This is a genomic window from Bradyrhizobium sp. OAE829 (genome assembly GCF_040546575.1).
GTDB lineage: Bacteria > Pseudomonadota > Alphaproteobacteria > Rhizobiales > Xanthobacteraceae > Bradyrhizobium.
This window is the reverse complement of record NZ_JBEPOE010000001.1, coordinates 2,358,930-2,376,507: the sequence shown is the minus strand read 5'-3', so window position 1 is coordinate 2,376,507 and position 17,578 is coordinate 2,358,930. Positions and strand designations below refer to the sequence as shown.

Here is a 17,578-nt window from a genome sequence, read left to right as displayed (position 1 = left end):
CCAATACTTCCCTAATTGAGCGCTTCTGATATCGCGGCATCCAGCGCGGCAAGCGCCGGCTTGAGGTCGCCCTTGAGATGAACCCGCAATGCGCGCCGGCCGCGTTCGGTCAGCACGTCGAAATCGCCGCGCGCCTGCGCCGCCTTGACGACGCCGAAGCTGGCCTTCTGGCCGGGCACGGCCAGGTCCTTGGCATCGTCGGCGGTGATCTGCAGGAACACGCCGCTGTCGGGCCCACCCTTGTAGGCCTGGCCGGTCGAATGCAGGAAGCGCGGTCCGAATTCGGCGCAGGTCGCCACATGCCTGACGTCACGCACCGCCAGCCGCATCTTCTGCAGCGTGTCGATCGAAGCGCCATCGCGCGCGATATAGGCCAGCAGCGCGAAATAATCGCCGCTGCCCGGACGCGTCAGATGTGCCTTGATCCAGGATTCCAACGTGCCATTGGCGCCGGCCTTGCGCAGCGCGTCGGCATTGGCTTCGTCGGTGTAGATGTCGGCTTCGGCGGTGGCGACCACCGGCTGCTCGGCCGGCAGTGCGCCGGTTTTCTCGAACGCCGCGGTCAGTTCGCGCGTCTTGATCTTGGCCGCCTCGACATCGGGCTGGTTGAACGGGTTGATGCCGAGGATGGCGCCGGCGACCGCCGTGGCCATCTCGAAGCGGAAGAACTCCTGGCCGATATGGTCGATCGACTTCATCACGATGCGCACCACCGGATGCCCGGCGGCTTCAAGGGCGGCAAGCTTGTCGTTATGCGCCGAATCGTCTTCGCCCTCGGTCCGGATATCGATGAAGAAGCGGTCGCTACCGTAGACGGCGGGATCGGCGAGCGGTTCGCCGTCGATCGGGATCAGGCCCTTGCCGTCCTTGCCGGTGGACTCTGCGATCAATTGCTCGGCCCAGGCTCCGAAATCGGCGATCTTCTTCGACGAGGATATCGTCACCTTGTCGCGGCCTTCGAGCCCGGCTAGGCCGAGCGCAAGCCCAAGCTGTACGCCGGGGTTTTCGTGCGGCGGCACGTCGGCGCCGCAGGAGCGCACCATCGCCAGCGTGTGCTTGATCAGGCTTTTGACATCGATGCCGGCGGCAGCCGCCGGCACCAGCCCGAACGGCGACAGCACCGAGTATCGTCCGCCGATCGATGGATCGCCGTAGAAAATGCGCGCGAAACCCTGCTTGGTCGCGACCTTCTCCATCGACGAGCCGGGGTCGGTCACCGCAATGAAGCGATGGCCCGCCTTGTCGGCGCCGATGGTCTTGGCGACGCGATCGAAGAAATAATCCTTCATCGCATTCGGCTCGGTGGTGCCGCCGGATTTGCTGGAGACGATGAACAGGGTTTTTGCCAGGTCGACCTTCTTCTCCATCGCGCGCACCTGCGCGGGGTCGGTGGAGTCGAGCACGTGCAGTTTCGGGAAGCCGGATTTCTTCGGGAAGGTTTCCGCCAGCACTTCCGGACCAAGGCTCGATCCGCCCATGCCGAGCACGACAGCGTCCGAAAAGTTCTGCCCCTTCACGCGCCTGGCAAAATCCTCGTAGTCGGCGACATCTGCGGCAGCCGGGCTGTTCAACCAGCCCAGCCACTTATTCTCGTCGTCATTGCTCCAGACCGATTTGTCCTTGTGCCAGAGCCGTCGGATTTTGGCTGACGCCCGCCAGTCCTCGGTGCCTTTCTCGACCGCCTTCTTGATGCCATCGCCGAGCACGAGGTGCTGCTTGTCGATTCCGCCGCCGAGCGACGCCGCCCGCTTGTGCGCGACGGCGCCGTAAAGCTTGTCGGCGGCGTCGGCAAATAGCTTGACACCGTCCGTGACCAGTTCGGCCGTGATCGCGTCGAGCGAGATGCCGGACTTTTCCAATTCCTCCAGTACCCGTCGGGCGTCCTCGACATTCTCTTCAAGGCTGTCACGCACCTTGCCGTGATCGCGGAACGCGTCCAGCGTCGCCGGCGGCACCGTGTTGACGGTGTTGGGGCCGATCAGTTCCTCGACATAGAGGACGTCGCTGTAGTCTTTGTTCTTGGTGCCGGTCGAAGCCCACAGCAGCCGCTGCGGCTTTGCACCCTTGGCCTTGAGCTTGTCCCAGCGCGCGCCCGAAAACAGGCCCTTGTAGTCCTGATAGGCCATCTTGGCGTTTGCGATCGCGACCTTGCCCTTGAGCGCGCTCAGGCGTTCCTTTTCGCTGGGGTCATTGGCCTTTGCGATCTTGTCGTCGAGCTGCTTGTCGACGGCGCTGTCGATCCGGCTGACGAAGAAGCTGGCGACGCTGGCCACGCGCGAAGGATCGCCGCCTTCGGCGACGAGTTTCTCCAGCCCGTCGAGATAGGCTTCCGCCACCTGGCGATAGACCTTTTGCGAGAACAATAGCGTGATGTTGATGCTGATGCCTTCGCCGATCAGATGTTCGATCGCAGGCAGGCCTTCCGGCGTCGCCGGCACCTTCACCATCAAATTCCTGCGCTTGACGTCCTTCCACAGCCGCTCGGCCTCGGCGATGGTGCCTTTTGTGTCCATCGCCAGATAGGGCGAGACCTCGAGGCTGACGAAACCGTCCTCGCCCTTCAGCCGGTCGTAGACCGGCCGCAACACGTCAGCGGCGTTCTGGATGTCTTCAATGGCGACATGTTCGAACAGGTCGGCGACCGGGCGGTCGCCCTTCTTCAGCGCCTGGCCGATCGCGCCGTCATATTCGTCCGAACTGCCGATGGCTTTCTCGAAGATCGCGGGGTTCGAGGTCACGCCTTTGACGCCGTCGGTGTCGATCAGATTCTTCAGATCGCCTTTGGCGACGAAGCCGCGGGCGAGGAAATCCAGCCAGACGGCCTGACCGTGGTTTTCGAGTGCTTTGACGGGATTCATGATGCCTGTTCTGTCCGGTCGTCGGTTTTCGGGTTCCCCGGCAGCTTTCGGGTGCGAGGCGGGAATGTCAACAATTGGATGGCAAGTCGATGGAATGGCTGCCGGACGGAATGGGTGTATCCAGTGGGATAACGCCATTTATGTCAGTTCGATCCCCGGGGATGAGCACCCGGGGAGTTGCCTAAATCCAGCACTATTTTGTGACGGGAAAGCGGACGCCGCGATCACGATCGCAAATTGCGATCCCGATCGCAAATTGCGATCCCGATCGCAGACTGCGATCAGGGTCTCAGATAGAGATAGCCCTGCGATTGCAACTCGGCGATGCGCACCACGCCGCCCTGGTCGGCGGAAATGAAGCCCGGCAAGAGATCGGCGAGGCCGACTTTCTGGGATTTCATGGTGTTGCTGCAGACAGCGAGTTCAATTCCGGCCCTGGCGAACTGGCCGATATGCCGTGTCAGATCGGGATTGGCCGCGGACGCGTGGAACGCGCGCAGCGCCTGGCCGTGAACGACCAGAGCGATGGTGACGTTGTCAGGCCCGCCGACGCCGTCGAGGTGGTTCTGGATGTTGCCGACGACAGAGCTGACCTTGTCGAGGTCGTTGAGGTGGTAGACCACTTTCAGTTTTTTCGTCGGCGGCGCCTCGGTGGCTGCGCCGGCGCGCGAGGCAGCAAGGGCGGCGCCGAAAGCGGAAGCCGCGGCCCACAAGATGCTGCGTCGATGCATGGCGGCCTCCAACTCGGTTGCCTTAAAGCTGTCACTTAGGCCTGAGCGCCGCGAGTTCCTTGCGGTCGGTCACCAGCTCGGCACATTCGCGCAGATCGGCGCGATCGACCCGGAAAACCTTGTCGTCGGCGCCGGCTACCAGATCGTTGCTGGAATCGTCGTCGGGCTTGTTGCGGTCCCAGATCCTGATCCGCTCCAGCTGGATGATGGCTGATTTGTCGTCCTTCATCGCGATATCGATGCCGCCGCCGTCGCAATCGACGCCGCAGCCGAAGTGGATTTCGTTGCCTTTGTCTTCAGTGACGACATGGTTGCAATAACCACTGGAGTCGAAATTGCCTGGCCGATGCCGATATTTGACGCCGATGCGGAAGGAGTAATTGGTGATCTTCTCTTCTGGCGGATTTTCGGCCGTGACCAGCAGCTTCATCGCGCTGACTTTTTGCTTGGGATGCTGCGCCAGGTGGTTGGCGTCATAGCGGCGGACGAAGCAGGCATAGGTCTTTTGACCGAGGGGGCCGGCGAACATCCTGTTGTCGAAGGCGGCAGCCCTGGTCTTGTCGACGCCATCCTGGGCGAGGCTGGGGCTGGCAAGCGAGGTCATCGCGGCCAGCGTGAGGGTACACAGGAAGATACGCTTCATGATCGTCCTTAAATGCGTGACACACCGACCGTCCGCACGGAAGTGGTGCGGGCGCCAGGAGCCGCCATGGGGCGGCTTCGATCTGTTGATTGGTCGCAGGCGGCCGCGCCTGCGTTCAATTTCAGGCAGTTGGCGGGAAAACCCTGCTGCTGGCAGCCGGTTGCCTAAATATTGGGCGACGCGCCCATTCGCGCCCCATGATTTTGCCCGCATTGTGCCTTGCACAATAAATCCCGGCCGGTGTCCAATTCGGACCGTGACATGGAGCACACCTGTGCCGATTGGCGGCAGGACGGATTTCGTTTTGCGCCGCACTCAGGAGGACCGGCGAATTGGTTGCACCGGACTAATCCAAAAGTACTAGCGCGCGAGCCTCTTGTATCGGTTCGCCGCGCTCGGGACTTGATTACAGTCGCAATGCACGCCGCCTTGACGGCATTCATGCCGACGAGAGCGCAAACAACACGCGTCGTGGTGAGCGGCATAAGCCCTGGAAACGGAATTCGCGCGTTCGGATTCGTCGAACGACACCGAACAGAGAGATGATCTACCGAGGATGACGCAGCCTGGAGTGATCTGGATCTCAGATCGTCCGTTATGGTCCAACGCGCTGAACGGACGCCGCGCGCGGCGCGCATTAATGAATCGACAAGCATTGCGGCGGCGCGTTTTCAACCGCGCGAATTCTGCAGGTTCGTTCATCTACCTGAAAAACCAGTACTTCTCCGGATGCCGCATGTTGCACTCCGGTTACAGATTCGGTGGATTCCAGCACATTCTTGAGCTGCCGAGTCGTTTAGCATGACTATTGCATTGCGTGATGGAGTCACTCGCGTGTCAGATATCACATCTGCTGTTGGTGATTCGCGATTGGATACGCAGGAGGCTTGCCGGGGCTTGGAACTTGGCCAGCGCATCCTACGTTATAGCTGAACCATGAGGAGATGAATCTATGTACAACGATTCTCTGTTCAACGCCTTCGCCCGCTCCTTCGAAGCCAGAAGTCAGAGCGACATGTCGATGGCGGATTATCTGGAATCGTGTCGAAGCGATCCGCTTAAATATGCGAATGCGGCCGAACGGTTGCTAGCGGCAATCGGCGAACCTCAGATGATCGACACGGCCAGGGATCAACGCCTTGGCCGTATTTTTTTGAACCGCACCATGCGCACCTATCCGGCCTTTGCCGGCTTCTATGGCATGGAAGAAACCATCGAGCGCATCGTCGGGTTCTTCCGGCACGCCGCTCAAGGCCTCGAAGAGCGCAAGCAGATCCTCTATCTGCTCGGGCCCGTCGGCGGCGGCAAGTCATCGCTCGCCGAACGCCTCAAGGCGTTGATGGAAGTTCACCCCATTTATGTCTTGAAGGCCGGCGACGAACTCAGTCCCGTCTTCGAAAGCCCGCTCAGCCTGTTCGACCCGGAAACACTCGGGCCGATGCTCGAGGAAAAATACGGCATTCCGCGCCGCCGGCTCACCGGGCTGATGAGCCCGTGGTGCTACAAGCGGCTCGAATCGTTCGGCGGCGACATCTCGCAATTCCGTGTCGCCAAGATCCAGCCGTCGCGGCTGCGGCAGATCGCGGTCGCCAAGACCGAGCCGGGTGATGAAAACAACCAGGACATCTCCTCGCTGGTCGGCAAGGTCGACATCCGCAAGCTGGAAACCTTCGCCCAGAACGACCCCGACGCCTACAGCTATTCCGGCGGCTTGAACCGCGCCAACCAGGGCATCCTCGAATTCGTCGAGATGTTCAAGGCGCCGATCAAGATGCTGCATCCGCTGCTGACGGCGACGCAGGAAGGCAACTATATCGGCACCGAGAATATCGGTGCGATCCCCTTCACCGGCGTCATTCTCGCGCACTCCAACGAATCCGAATGGCAGAGCTTCAAGACTAACAAGAACAACGAAGCCTTCATCGACCGCATCTGCGTCATCAAGGTGCCGTATTGCCTGCGCGTCACCGAAGAACAGAAGATCTACGAGAAGCTGATCCAGGGCTCCGAGCTCGCCGCCGCGCCTTGCGCGCCGTCGACGCTGGAGACGCTGGCGCGCTTCTCGGTGATGTCGCGGCTGCGCCGTCACGAAAACTCCACCGTGTTTGCAAAGATGCGGGTTTATGACGGCGAAAGCCTGAAAGAGTCCGATCCCAAGGCCCGCAGCGTCCAGGAATACAAGGATGCCGCCGGCGTCGACGAAGGCATGGACGGCGTCTCGACCCGCTTCGCGTTCAAGGTGCTCGCCGCAACCTACAATCACGACACGTCGGAGGTCGGCGCGGATGCCGTTCACCTGATGTATGCGCTGGAACAGTCGATCCGTCGCGAGCAGCTCCCTGATGAAACCGAGAAACGCTACCTCGAATTCATCAAGGCTGAACTCGTGCCGCGATATGCCGAATTCATCGGAAACGAGATTCAGAAAGCCTATCTCGAATCCTATTCGGATTATGGCCAGAACCTGTTCGACCGTTACGTGGATTACGCCGACGCCTGGATCGAGGATCAGGACTTCAAGGATCCCGACACCGGACAATTGCTCGATCGTGAATTGCTCAATCAGGAGCTGACCAAGATCGAGAAGCCTGCGGGCATCGCCAACCCGAAGGACTTCCGTAACGAGGTCGTGAAGTTCTCGCTGCGGTCGCGGGCCCAGAACGGAGGCAAGAATCCGGGCTGGACCAGCTATGAAAAGGTTCGCGAGGTGATCGAAAAGCGGATATTCTCGCAAGTGGAAGATCTGCTGCCCGTCATTTCGTTCGGCTCGAAAAAGGACGGCGAAACCGAGAAGAAGCACGACGATTTCGTCGCGCGGATGGTGGACCGCGGTTACACCGAACGTCAGGTCCGCCGGCTCGTCGAATGGTACATGCGCGTGAAGCAAGCCGGCTGAGGCGGATGCGAAGTGGTTGCTATTCACATCGTCGACCGGCGGCTGAATCCGGGTAGCAAGAGTCTCGAGAACCGTCAGCGGTTCCTGCGCCGGGCGAAGGCGCTGGTTCAGCAGGCGGTGAAGAAGACCTCGCACGACCGGGACATCAAGGATGTCCTGGAAGGCGGCGAGGTCAGCATCCCGCTCGACGGCATGGACGAGCCGCGGTTCCGCCGTGAAGGCGGCACCCGCGACATGATACTTCCTGGAAACAAGAAGTTCATCGAAGGCGACATCCTGCCGCGCTCGGGCGGCTCGGGCGGCAAGGCCGGCGGCGCGGGGGAGGGCGACAGCGAAGACGCGTTCCGCTTCGTTCTCAGCCGCGAGGAATTCGTCGATCTGTTCCTGGACGATCTCGAATTGCCTGATCTCGCCAAGCGCAAGCTTGCCGAGGTGGAGAGCGAAGGCATCCGCCGCGCCGGTTATGCGACATCAGGCTCGCCCGCGAATATTTCGATTTCCCGTACCGTGAGCCGCGCGATGGCGCGGCGGGTGGCATTGCGGCGGCCGAAGCCGGAAGAGATTGCGGCCCTTGAAGCCGAGCTGCTGATTTGCGGCGACGAGGCGCGCCGCGCCGAACTGCTGGCCGAGATTGAAGCCCTGAAAGCCAAGGCCAAGCGGATTCCGTTCATCGATCCGATCGACATCCGATATCGGCGGTTCGAGACCACACCGAAGCCGATTGCCCAGGCCGTGATGTTCTGCCTGATGGACGTCTCGGGCTCGATGACCGAGCACATGAAGGACCTCGCCAAGCGCTTCTACACGCTGCTCTATGTCTTCCTGAAGCGGCGCTACCGCCATGTCGAGATCGTCTTCATCCGCCATACCGACCGCGCCGAAGAGGTCGACGAGGATACATTCTTCCATGGCCCGGCATCGGGTGGCACGCTGGTGTCGAGTGCGCTGCAGGAAATGCACGAGATCGTGCGTTCGCGGTTCCGCCCGGCGGACTGGAATATCTACGCCGCGCAGGCTTCCGATGGCGACAATTCCACGTCCGACGGCGAGGTGGCGGGCCGGCTGCTGACCGAGAAGATTCTTCCCGTCAGCCAGTTCTTTGCCTATCTCGAGGTCGGGCAGGATGCCGGCCTTACCTTCGAGATGCCGGATTCGTCGCTATGGACGCTGTATGAGCGCCTGCGCCTCGCCGGTGCGCCGTTGTCAATGCGCAAGGTCTGCGAGCGCAGCGAAATCTTCCCGGTGTTTCACGATCTCTTCCAGCGCCGCGTAAGACAAGAGAGGGCACCATGACAGGCGAACGGCTGTTTCAGGGTGCTGATTGGGATTTCCCGACGCTGCAGCGGATCCACGACGCCTGCGAGGAGATCGCGGAGTCCGAACTCGGACTCAACGTCTATCCGAACCAGATCGAGGTGATCACGGCCGAGCAGATGCTGGACGCCTATTGCTCGGTCGGCATGCCCTTGTTCTACAAGCATTGGTCGTTCGGCAAGCACTTCGCCTATCAGCAGGCTTCCTATCGCAAGGGCCTGATGGGCCTGGCCTATGAGATCGTCATCAACTCGTCGCCGTGCATTTCCTATCTGATGGAGGAGAACACCGCGACCATGCAGACGCTGGTGATCGCGCACGCCGCCTTCGGCCACAATCATTTCTTCAAGAACAATTATCTGTTCAAGCAATGGACCGACGCCGACGGCATTCTCGATTATCTCGAATTCGCCAAGACCTACGTCGCCCAGTGCGAGGATCGCCACGGCCGGCTGGCGGTCGAGCAGACGCTCGATGCGGCGCACGCGCTGATGTCGCATGGCATCAACCGCTATCCCGGCAAGAAGTTGCCGGATTTGCGCGTCGAGGAGAAACGGGCCCAGTACCGCCGCCAGCACGAAGAAAGCGTGTTCAATGATTTGTGGCGGACCATTCCAACCGGACCGGTCAAGAGCGTGGCAACGCTGAGCGCCGATCGCCGCCGCGCGCTGCTCGGCCTGCCGCAGGAAAACATCCTGTACTTCCTGGAAAAGACCGCGCCGCGCCTGGCGCCCTGGCAGCGCGAGTTGCTGCGCATCGTGCGGCACATCGCCCAGTATTTTTACCCGCAGAGCCAGACCAAGGTCATGAACGAGGGCACCGCGACCTACGTTCATTACCGCATCATGAACCGGCTGCACCTGCAGGGGCAGCTCTCCGACGGCAATTTCCTCGAATTCCTGTCGTCGCACACCAACGTCGTGTTCCAGCCCGACTTCGACAGTAAATATTTCTCGGGCTTCAACCCCTACGCGCTCGGTTTCGCGATGATGCAGGATATCGAGCGCATCGTCACCAACCCCGACGACGAGGATCGCGAATGGTTTCCGGATATCGCCGGCAAGGGCGATACGATGGGCGTGCTCCGCGATGTCTGGGCCAATTACCGCGACGAGAGCTTCATCAGCCAGTTCCTCTCACCGCGGCTGATGCGGCACTTCCGCATGTTCCACTTGCATGACGATCCGGCCGAGACCGCCGGCATCAGGGTCGATGCGATCCACGACGAGCGTGGCTACAGGCGCGTGCGCCGCGCCCTGTCGCGGACGTACGATGTCGGCTTCATCGATGCCAATATCGAAGTCGTCGATGTCGATCTCGCCGGCGATCGTCATCTGATGCTGCGCCATACCGTGCTGCACGGCGCGCAGCTCAATGACACCGATGCCAAGCGCGTGCTTCAGCACCTCGCCGACCTCTGGACTTACAACGTCTCGCTGGTCGAGGTCGACGCGACCGGCAAGGTGCTGAAGGAATACGTCGCCAACCCGCGCGGGCTGGCCGCGGTGGCGTAGCTACTCTGGCGTTCCCGAGCGATCAGCGCCCGCGCGTCGGCAGTTTCGGCAGTTTGTGCGGATCGAATGTTGGCAGGGGCTCGCTCGCCTCCGGAGGACGCGACTGCTCGTTGTAAATCAGCGTTCCCTCCAGGAGCAGGCCTGGGAACTGTTCCGCCGTTCCGATGTAGGTCGCTATCTTGCCGGTGCAGGTTCCCTGCAGCTTGAGCTCGAGCTCCTGATCATCGCCGAATACGGTTGGCAGCCCGCCGGTGTGTTTTTTTGTGATGACGACCGCGGTGAACCGGTCGCCGTCGACTTCGCATGACCCCTCGTAGGTCATGACGCCGTCGCGCCCCCAGATCCTGCCGTCTGCAACATGGACGATGCCAGTGCCTTGGCTTACCGGGGTCTTGAACCAAGCCGAATAAGTGCCATCCTTGAGCACGGCGGAACCTCTTGCTTGAGCGTTCACAAGAGGTCGATCATCGGCACGACTAGCCTAAGACTCCATTAATCGCCGCCCTCTCGGAAAGGGCGGCTCTTCTTTTGCCGTAGTCTTACGGAGCAAAACTCCATTGTTCCGACTGGTTTCGTACACATCCTATCGAGATGGGCCAGCCAATACGGGAAATCCGAGTATGCGAAAAGTGCCACGCCGAAATGCGGCTGTTAGGCAAGCTGCCCGCTATCGGAGCCAAGCCACTCATCAAGGTTTTCCGTTGCTACCAGTGCAACCGCATTGAGACGCGCACAATAAGGTCGGCTGCATTCGGCAGGCCCATTTTTCATACGTCCCGCTCTGCCGCAGGTAGGCGTTGACCTTTTCCAGCGCTGACGAGCCGGGGCACAATTCCCTGGCCGGCCGCGGTGCTCAGACGTCGAAAATCCTACTGGCGCGCAAGGAATGCGCGACGAGTACTGACGGTTCGCGCCCAGACTTCGTGAAATCTCCCGGCCAGACGCTTGTCAATGTGCGGACCGATCAGCTTTGTCATGGCAAAGTTGAGATCATCATACTCCCGCGCGCAGACTTCGGCCCGGTCGTTGGGGAGGAGTTCCTTTTCGACGATGTCGGCGAACAGTTTCTTGTCCGCACCATAGGCGACACACAAGATGTTGAACGTCCGCTGCGCCGGCGTCGAATGCTCACCTGAAAGCGCCCGGATCGGAACGGTGACCTGCGGTCCTGGCATCTGGATCGCATGGTGATAGGCGGAGCCCAGGATCATTCTGCGGGCTTCATCCTTCCCCAGTCTGAGCATCACGTAGGCGGCGAACTGATCGGCTGCGTCTTCCTCGCGGCCGAGCACCGGTATTTGCAGCATGTTGAAAACCGCATGCGCGGTCTCGTGCAAAAACACCGCCAGACTCGAGCCAAGGACCGTATCCGCCCGGGAAACCCCGATAGGAAGATCTTGCTTCGGCGCGCTCTTCAAAATTTCCGCCAGCATTTCGTAACACACGGTGATGACTTCATCGTTGTACCAGGCGTTTGGGACGCCGTCGCAACCCGCGACCTTGAGCGTCAGCGGGTAGGGAAGGCGGATCGGACTAAGCAATTCCTGCAGGTGCTCGAGTGCGCGGCCCTGTCTCATTTGGTCGAGGATCGGCTGGTGCGCCGGATCCTTTGGCGGCACGTACTCGTACTTGATTTGGTTGGACTTGCTCTTGGAGGCTGCGTTTGCGTTGCCGGTGGTCCAAAAGATCGTTGCCGCCAGAATTGCGACGATCGCAGCAGGTTTATGCCACATCATATTTCTCAACTATGAATGATAAAAATTTACGGCGGGAAGTGCATCGACGCGTGGTCGAGCAATCATAGCACGCCCGCCGGATTCCGTGGATAGCGAACTCTGTCGGGCTTGTTGTCAGAAGCGCGGTCGCGATGATTGCCTGTACGCAAGCAGGCACGCCAGCCGATGCCTGCTTCCGAGGCTAACGCTCACATTGCAGGATGCACCGACGTTGCGACCTGACGACGACGTGCCCTACCGCAGGCTGGCGTTGATCTTATCCAGCGCTGACGAGCCGGGGCACAATTCCTTGGCTTCCAGCGTATTGAGCGGCGTCTCGACGGTGTCGAGATGGGTGTGCATGTCCTCGGCGTCGGGATCGACATAGAGCAAGCCGGTCACCACCTGGCCCTTGGCGGCGTGCTTCTGCAGGAAGGTCATCGCCGCCAGCCGGTCATTGGCGTCGTAATCGGCGTCGATCTTGCGCAGCGCCAGCCTGGTGCCGTCGTGCTGCTCCACCACCTGCACCGAGCCCGGGGCATAATCGACGGTGATGGGGTCGCGGCTGGTGATGACGTCGAGGCGGTTGACCGCGTCATTATGTTCGCGGACGTAGTCAAAACTCTTGGTCGAGCCGGCGTGGTTGTTGAAGGCGATGCAGGGGCTGATGACGTCGATGAATGACGCGCCCTTGTGGCGGATGGCGGCCGCGATCAGCGGCACCAGCTGGGTCTTGTCGCCGGAGAAGCTGCGCGCCACGAAACTGGCGCCGAGCTGCAGCGCGATCGCCACCAGATCGATGGCGTTGTCGGTGTTCATCACACCCTTCTTGGATTTCGAGCCGCGGTCGGCGGTGGCCGAGAACTGGCCCTTGGTCAGGCCGTAAACGCCGTTGTTCTCGACGATATAGGTCATGTTGACGCCGCGCCGGATCGAATGGGCGAATTGGCCGAAGCCGATCGAGGCGCTGTCGCCGTCGCCGGAGACGCCGAGATAGATCAGGTCGCGGTTGGCAAGGTTGGCGCCGGTCAGGACCGACGGCATGCGGCCGTGCACCGAGTTGAAGCCGTGCGAATTGCCGAGGAAATAATCCGGCGTTTTCGAGGAACAGCCGATGCCGGAGATCTTGGCGACGCGATGCGGCTCGATCGACAGCTCGTAGCAGGCCTCGATGATCGAGGCGGTGATCGAGTCGTGACCGCAGCCGGCGCACAGCGTCGAAATCTTGCCCTCGTAGTCCCGGTGGGTGTAGCCGAGATCGTTCTTCGGCAGGCCGGGATGGTGGAATTTCGGTTTTGCAATGTAGGTCATGACACGGCCTTGCGGAGAGGAGTCACTTTCAGATGGTCCTGATGGTCGCCGATGGCGCTGGCGATGAAGCGCGCGGTGATCGGGGTGCCGTCATAGTGCAGGATCGGCACCAGTCGCACCGGATCGATGTCGTTCTCGTTGACGATCAACTGGCGCAGCTGGGCATCGCGGTTTTGCTCGACCACGTACACGAAGTCATGGTCGGCAATGAAGCTGGCGAGGCTGGAGTGGAACGGAAAGGCGCGGATCCGCATGCGGTCGAGCTGGTGCCCGCGCGCCTCCAGTAGGCCGATCGCCTCGTCCATCGCCGGCGCGGTCGAGCCGAAATAGATCACGCCGTATTTGGTCGGCTTGGTGGCGTTGGCCTGTAGCGGCCGCGGCACCATGTCCTGCGCGGTCTCGAACTTGCGCACCAGCCGCTGCATGTTGTCGGCGTAAACCGCGCCTTCCTCGGAATAGCGCGCATAGCGGTCGCGCGAGGTGCCGCGGGTGAAGAACGAGCCTTTGGTCGGATGCGTGCCGGGATAGGTGCGATAGGGAATGCCGTCGCCGTCGACGTCGAGATAGCGGCCGAAATCGCGGCCGGGCTCGTCGAGCATCTCTGCGGTCATCACCTTGCCGCGGTCATACTGCCTGGCGTCGTCCCACTTCAGGGGACGGCACAGCCGGTGGTTCATGCCGATGTCGAGGTCGAGCATCAGGAAGATCATGGTCTGCAGCCGTTCGGCGAGGTCGAACGATTGCGCCGCGAACTCGAACGCCTCCGCCGGGTCTTCCGGGAACAACAGGATATGCTTGGTGTCGCCGTGCGAAGCATAGGCGCAGGCGATGATGTCGCATTGCTGGGTGCGCGTCGGCATGCCGGTCGAGGGGCCGGCACGCTGGATGTTCATGATCACGCCGGGAATTTCGGCAAAGTAGGAAAGCCCGATGAACTCCGTCATCAGCGAGACGCCGGGCCCGGAAGTCGCGGTGAAGGCGCGCGCGCCGTTCCAGGAGGCGCCGATCACCATGCCGATCGATGCGAGCTCATCCTCGCCCTGCACGATGGCGTATTTGGCCTTGCCGGTTTCGGGGTCGTGCCGCAGCTTCTTGCAGTGGCTGGTGAAGGCCTCGGCCACCGACGACGACGGCGTGATCGGATACCAGGCGCAGACGGTGGCGCCGCCATAGACGGCGCCAAGCGCAGCCGCGCTGTTGCCTTCCATGAAGATGCGGTCGCCGACCTTGTCCGCCTTCTTCACCTGCAAGCCGATCGGGCATTTCAGGTTTTGCAGCGCCCAGTCGCGGCCGAGATGCAGCGCGTGGACGTTCGAGGACAACAGTTTTTCCTTGCCCTTGTACTGTTCTGATATCAATTGCTCGACGATCTTCGGGTCCATGTCGAGCAGGGCGCACATCGCGCCGAGATAGATGATGTTCTTGAACAGCTGGCGCTGACGCGGATCGGTATAGGTCGAGTTGGTGATCGCGGTCAGCGGCACGCCGATGACGTTGATGTCGGCGCGGAATTTCGACGTCGGCATCGGCTTGGTGGAATCGTAGAACAGATAGCCGCCGGGCTCGATCGAGGCGACGTCCTTGTCCCAGGTCTGCGGGTTCATCGCCACCATCATGTCGACGCCGCCGCGGGCGCCGAGATGGCCTTCCTCGGTCACCCGCACCTCGTACCAGGTCGGCAGCCCCTGGATGTTGGAAGGGAAGATGTTGCGCGGGCTCACCGGCACGCCGTGACGCAGGATCGAGCGCGCGAACAGCTCGTTGGCGCTGGCCGAACCCGAGCCGTTGACGTTGGCGAAACGGACGACGAAGTCGTTTACGCTGCTGATCGGGCTTTGGACTGACATGTTGATCCCGCGTGAGTCATATCGATGAGGTACTTCTGCATGTCCCAGGCTCCGGTGGGGCAACGCTCGGCGCAGAGCCCGCAATGCAGGCAGACGTCTTCGTCCTTCACCATGACGCGCCCGGTCTTGAGCCCGTCGGCGAGATAGAGCGCCTGGTCGTTACGCGGTGAGGGCGCTTTCAGCCGGGTCCGCAGATCCTCTTCCTCGCCGTTCTCCGTGAAGGTGATGCAATCCATCGGGCAGATGTCGACGCAGGCGTCGCATTCGATGCAGGCGGGCGCGCTGAAAATCGTCTGAATGTCGCAGTTCAGGCAGCGCTGCGCCTCGCCGAGCGCGAGCTTGACGTCGTAGCCGAGTTCGACCTCGGCGCGGATGTCCTTGAGCGCAATCACCTTGTCGCGGTGCGGCACCTTGTAGCGCTTGTCGGCGGAGATGTCGTTGTCGTAGCTCCACTCGTGGATGCCCATCTTCTGCGAAGAGACATTCACTTCGGGGAGCGGGCGCTCGGTGATATCCTCGCCGGAGAGCATCTTGTGGATCGACAGCGCGGCGTCATGGCCATGCGCCACCGCCCAGATGATGTTCTTGGGGCCGAACGCCGCGTCGCCGCCGAAGAACACCTTCGGGTTGGTCGAAGCGAACGTCTTGGCATCGACCTGCGGCATGTTCCACTTGTCGAACTCGATGCCGCAGTCGCGCTCGATCCAGGGGAAGGCGTTTTCCTGTCCGACCGCGACCAGCACGTCGTCGCAGGGAATGGTCTGGTCCGGCTCGCCCGCGGGCACGAGATTGCGCCGGCCCTTGGCGTCGTATTCCGCCTTCACCTTCTGGAAGGTGACGCCGATGAGCTTGCCGGCAACATGCTTGAATCCCACCGGCACCATGAAATTGAGGATCGGAATGTCCTCGTGAATGGCGTCTTCCTTTTCCCAGGGGCTCGCCTTCATTTCCTCGAAGCCGGAACGCACGATCACCTTGACGTCTTCGCCGCCGAGGCGGCGCGCGGTGCGGCAGCAATCCATCGCGGTATTGCCGCCGCCGAGCACGATCACGCGGCGGCCGATCTTCTCGACATGGCCGAACGAAACCGAAGCCAGCCATTCGATGCCGATATGGATGTTGGCGGCGGCCTCCTTGCGGCCGGGGATGTCGAGTTCGCGGCCGCGCGGTGCGCCAGAGCCGACGAAAATCGCATCATAATTTTCAGCCATCAGCTGCTTCAGGCTGTCGATGCGATGACCGCCCTTGAACTCGATGCCGAGGTTTAGGATGTAATCGGTTTCCTCGTCGATCACCGAATCCGGCAGCCGGAACTTTGGAATCTGGCTGCGCATCATGCCGCCCGCCTTGGGATCGGCATCGAACACCGTGCAATGATAGCCGAGCGGCGCGAGATCGCGCGCCACCGCAAGCGAAGCGGGACCACCGCCGACCAGCGCGATGCGCTTGCCATTCTTCGCCGATACCTTCGGCATGCGGTGCTTGACGTCGTCCTTGAAGTCGGCGGCGACGCGCTTCAGCCGGCAGATCGCAACGGGTGTTTCCTCGACGCGGCCGCGGCGGCAGGCCGGCTCGCATGGGCGATCGCAGGTGCGTCCCAGAATTCCGGGAAACACGTTCGATTTCCAGTTGATCATGTAGGCGTCGCTATAACGCCCCTCGGCAATCAAACGGATGTATTCGGGAACTGGCGTGTGAGCGGGACAGGCCCATTGGCAATCAACCACTTTGTGAAAGTAGTCCGGCGCCGAGATGTCAGTCGGTTTCATTCCTGCCTTTTCCGCGTCAGCAATCCAAACGCGGCCTTGTTGCCTGAACGCTCAGTAGGCGTTCTTGTGGTTTTTGAATTGGATCATAGGCTTATCTTATCGGAGCTTAGAGCCATTCCAGACGAGTCACAAAGGCAATTTTGCGCGATCGCCAGCTTTCAATGCAGGCACGCGTGAACGTTAATACTCGCTGATATTATATGGCGGTGCAGCATGAACGCAGCGCATTGTCGCCAATGCTACGCGCTGGGCAGATCGCTCTTCGCGAGGTCCCACATCAGCCGGTAAACGCCGCTCGTCACCACCAGCGGCTTGATCGCGGCGTTGTCCTTGAAGCGCGCCGCGGCCGCCGGGACTGCGCCGACATCGGTGGCGTCGATCAGCACGAACCAGTCGCCGGCGCCGGGATTGGGCGCTGCGGGGTCATCGGTGATCGGTTTCGACAGCGTCGGATTGTTCTCCAGCAGGTGCATGGAGATGATGCCGTCGAGTTTCGCGGGATCGAGTTGATCCCGCAGTGCGGTACGTAGTTTGTCCTCGCCGCCGGCCGAAGGCCGCAGCCGGATGATGCCCAGCACGGCGCCACGACCGGTGCCGCGGCTGATCGTGATACGCGATACGCCCCGGATCATGTTCTTGAAGCGGGCAATGTTGGCCTTCGACCAGGCGGTCTGGTTGGCGAGCGCGGTGCGGTAGAACGGGCTGTCCAGCACCTCGATGCTTTCGGTGGAATAAAGGCTGAGATATTTCGGGTCGCCGTCGTGCGCGACATAGCGCCGCGCTTCGAGGAAACCGGGCATCGCGACGCGCTCTTCGAGATGTTCGCGGTCGTACCAGCGGTTGAATTCGGCCTCGTCGGCGGCATCGATGTTCATCGACGTCAGCAGCATGCCTTTTCCGGCTATCGGCATTTCCTTACTCCTTCGCCATCAAGCCCTCATGGTGAGGAGCCGCAACGCGGCGTCTCGAACCATGCAGGC

General features: G+C 61.3%; 12 protein-coding genes. 3 read left to right on the top strand and 9 right to left on the bottom strand.

Translation table 11 applies throughout. The features are described 5' to 3' along the window. Positions 1-11: 11 nt before the first annotated feature. From ABIE49_RS11475 to ABIE49_RS11465, 3 genes are all read right to left on the bottom strand, one after another. The gene (locus tag ABIE49_RS11475; RefSeq protein ID WP_192740103.1) at positions 12-2,858 is read right to left on the bottom strand and encodes a bifunctional transaldolase/phosoglucose isomerase; all 2,847 of its coding nucleotides are present in this window, start codon (positions 2,856-2,858) and stop codon (positions 12-14) included. Between the two features lie 281 nt (positions 2,859-3,139). After that, positions 3,140-3,589, bottom strand: a complete 450-nt coding sequence (locus tag ABIE49_RS11470; protein WP_192740102.1) for a DsrE family protein — start codon at positions 3,587-3,589, stop codon at positions 3,140-3,142. A gap of 31 nt (positions 3,590-3,620) precedes the next feature. Further along, a complete protein-coding gene (locus ABIE49_RS11465; protein ID WP_192740120.1) occupies positions 3,621-4,232 on the bottom strand; it encodes a hypothetical protein in 612 nt (203 codons plus the stop codon). Positions 4,233-5,184: 952 nt separating this feature from the next. Between ABIE49_RS11465 and ABIE49_RS11460 the strand changes: the two genes are divergently transcribed. Genes ABIE49_RS11460 through ABIE49_RS11450 form a run of 3 tightly spaced genes read left to right on the top strand, consistent with a single transcriptional unit; the run spans position 5,185 to position 9,956 of the window. After that, a complete protein-coding gene (locus ABIE49_RS11460; protein WP_192740101.1) occupies positions 5,185-7,128 on the top strand; it encodes a PrkA family serine protein kinase in 1,944 nt (647 codons plus the stop codon). Positions 7,129-7,149: 21 nt separating this feature from the next. Next, entirely contained in the window at positions 7,150-8,421 is a 1,272-nt protein-coding gene (locus ABIE49_RS11455) for a YeaH/YhbH family protein (RefSeq protein WP_192740119.1), read from the top strand. After that, positions 8,418-9,956 (top strand): SpoVR family protein, encoded by a 1,539-nt coding sequence (locus ABIE49_RS11450; RefSeq protein ID WP_192740100.1) that lies wholly within the window; start codon positions 8,418-8,420, stop codon positions 9,954-9,956. Before ABIE49_RS11455 ends, ABIE49_RS11450 begins: the two co-directional genes overlap by 4 nt. A gap of 22 nt (positions 9,957-9,978) precedes the next feature. On the opposite strand, the gene ABIE49_RS11445 is transcribed toward ABIE49_RS11450, so the two are convergent. The 6 genes from ABIE49_RS11445 to ABIE49_RS11420 form a co-directional block, all read right to left on the bottom strand. Continuing rightward, entirely contained in the window at positions 9,979-10,383 is a 405-nt protein-coding gene (locus tag ABIE49_RS11445; RefSeq protein WP_192740099.1) for a hypothetical protein, read from the bottom strand. Positions 10,384-10,825: 442 nt separating this feature from the next. Beyond that, entirely contained in the window at positions 10,826-11,689 is an 864-nt protein-coding gene (locus ABIE49_RS11440; RefSeq protein WP_354066757.1) for a DUF4344 domain-containing metallopeptidase, read from the bottom strand. A gap of 237 nt (positions 11,690-11,926) precedes the next feature. After that, positions 11,927-12,982, bottom strand: coding sequence for a 2-oxoacid:ferredoxin oxidoreductase subunit beta (locus ABIE49_RS11435; protein WP_192740097.1), 1,056 nt, complete (start codon positions 12,980-12,982; stop codon positions 11,927-11,929). Then, positions 12,979-14,829, bottom strand: coding sequence for a 2-oxoacid:acceptor oxidoreductase subunit alpha (locus ABIE49_RS11430; protein ID WP_192740096.1), 1,851 nt, complete (start codon positions 14,827-14,829; stop codon positions 12,979-12,981). Before ABIE49_RS11430 ends, ABIE49_RS11435 begins: the two co-directional genes overlap by 4 nt. Next, the gene (locus tag ABIE49_RS11425; protein WP_192740095.1) at positions 14,799-16,598 is read right to left on the bottom strand and encodes an FAD-dependent oxidoreductase; all 1,800 of its coding nucleotides are present in this window, start codon (positions 16,596-16,598) and stop codon (positions 14,799-14,801) included. Before ABIE49_RS11425 ends, ABIE49_RS11430 begins: the two co-directional genes overlap by 31 nt. Before the next feature lie 239 nt (positions 16,599-16,837). After that, on the bottom strand, positions 16,838-17,509 hold the full coding sequence (locus ABIE49_RS11420; protein WP_192740094.1) for a DUF4286 family protein: 672 nt from the start codon (positions 17,507-17,509) through the stop codon (positions 16,838-16,840). Positions 17,510-17,578 lie beyond the last annotated feature (69 nt).

Excerpts from the sequence above, each read along its gene's own strand:
- ABIE49_RS11430 (WP_192740096.1), bottom strand. The coding sequence starts at position 14,829 with ATGTCAGTCCAAAGCCCGATCAGCAGCGTAAACGACTTCGTCGTCCGT.
- ABIE49_RS11475 (WP_192740103.1), bottom strand. The coding sequence starts at position 2,858 with ATGAATCCCGTCAAAGCACTCGAAAACCACGGTCAGGCCGTCTGGCTG.
- ABIE49_RS11425 (WP_192740095.1), bottom strand. The coding sequence starts at position 16,598 with ATGAAACCGACTGACATCTCGGCGCCGGACTACTTTCACAAAGTGGTT.
- ABIE49_RS11460 (WP_192740101.1), top strand. The coding sequence starts at position 5,185 with ATGTACAACGATTCTCTGTTCAACGCCTTCGCCCGCTCCTTCGAAGCC.
- ABIE49_RS11450 (WP_192740100.1), top strand. The coding sequence starts at position 8,418 with ATGACAGGCGAACGGCTGTTTCAGGGTGCTGATTGGGATTTCCCGACG.
- ABIE49_RS11465 (WP_192740120.1), bottom strand. The coding sequence starts at position 4,232 with ATGAAGCGTATCTTCCTGTGTACCCTCACGCTGGCCGCGATGACCTCG.
- ABIE49_RS11470 (WP_192740102.1), bottom strand. The coding sequence starts at position 3,589 with ATGCATCGACGCAGCATCTTGTGGGCCGCGGCTTCCGCTTTCGGCGCC.
- ABIE49_RS11440 (WP_354066757.1), bottom strand. The coding sequence starts at position 11,689 with ATGTGGCATAAACCTGCTGCGATCGTCGCAATTCTGGCGGCAACGATC.
- ABIE49_RS11420 (WP_192740094.1), bottom strand. The coding sequence starts at position 17,509 with ATGCCGATAGCCGGAAAAGGCATGCTGCTGACGTCGATGAACATCGAT.
- ABIE49_RS11435 (WP_192740097.1), bottom strand. The coding sequence starts at position 12,982 with ATGACCTACATTGCAAAACCGAAATTCCACCATCCCGGCCTGCCGAAG.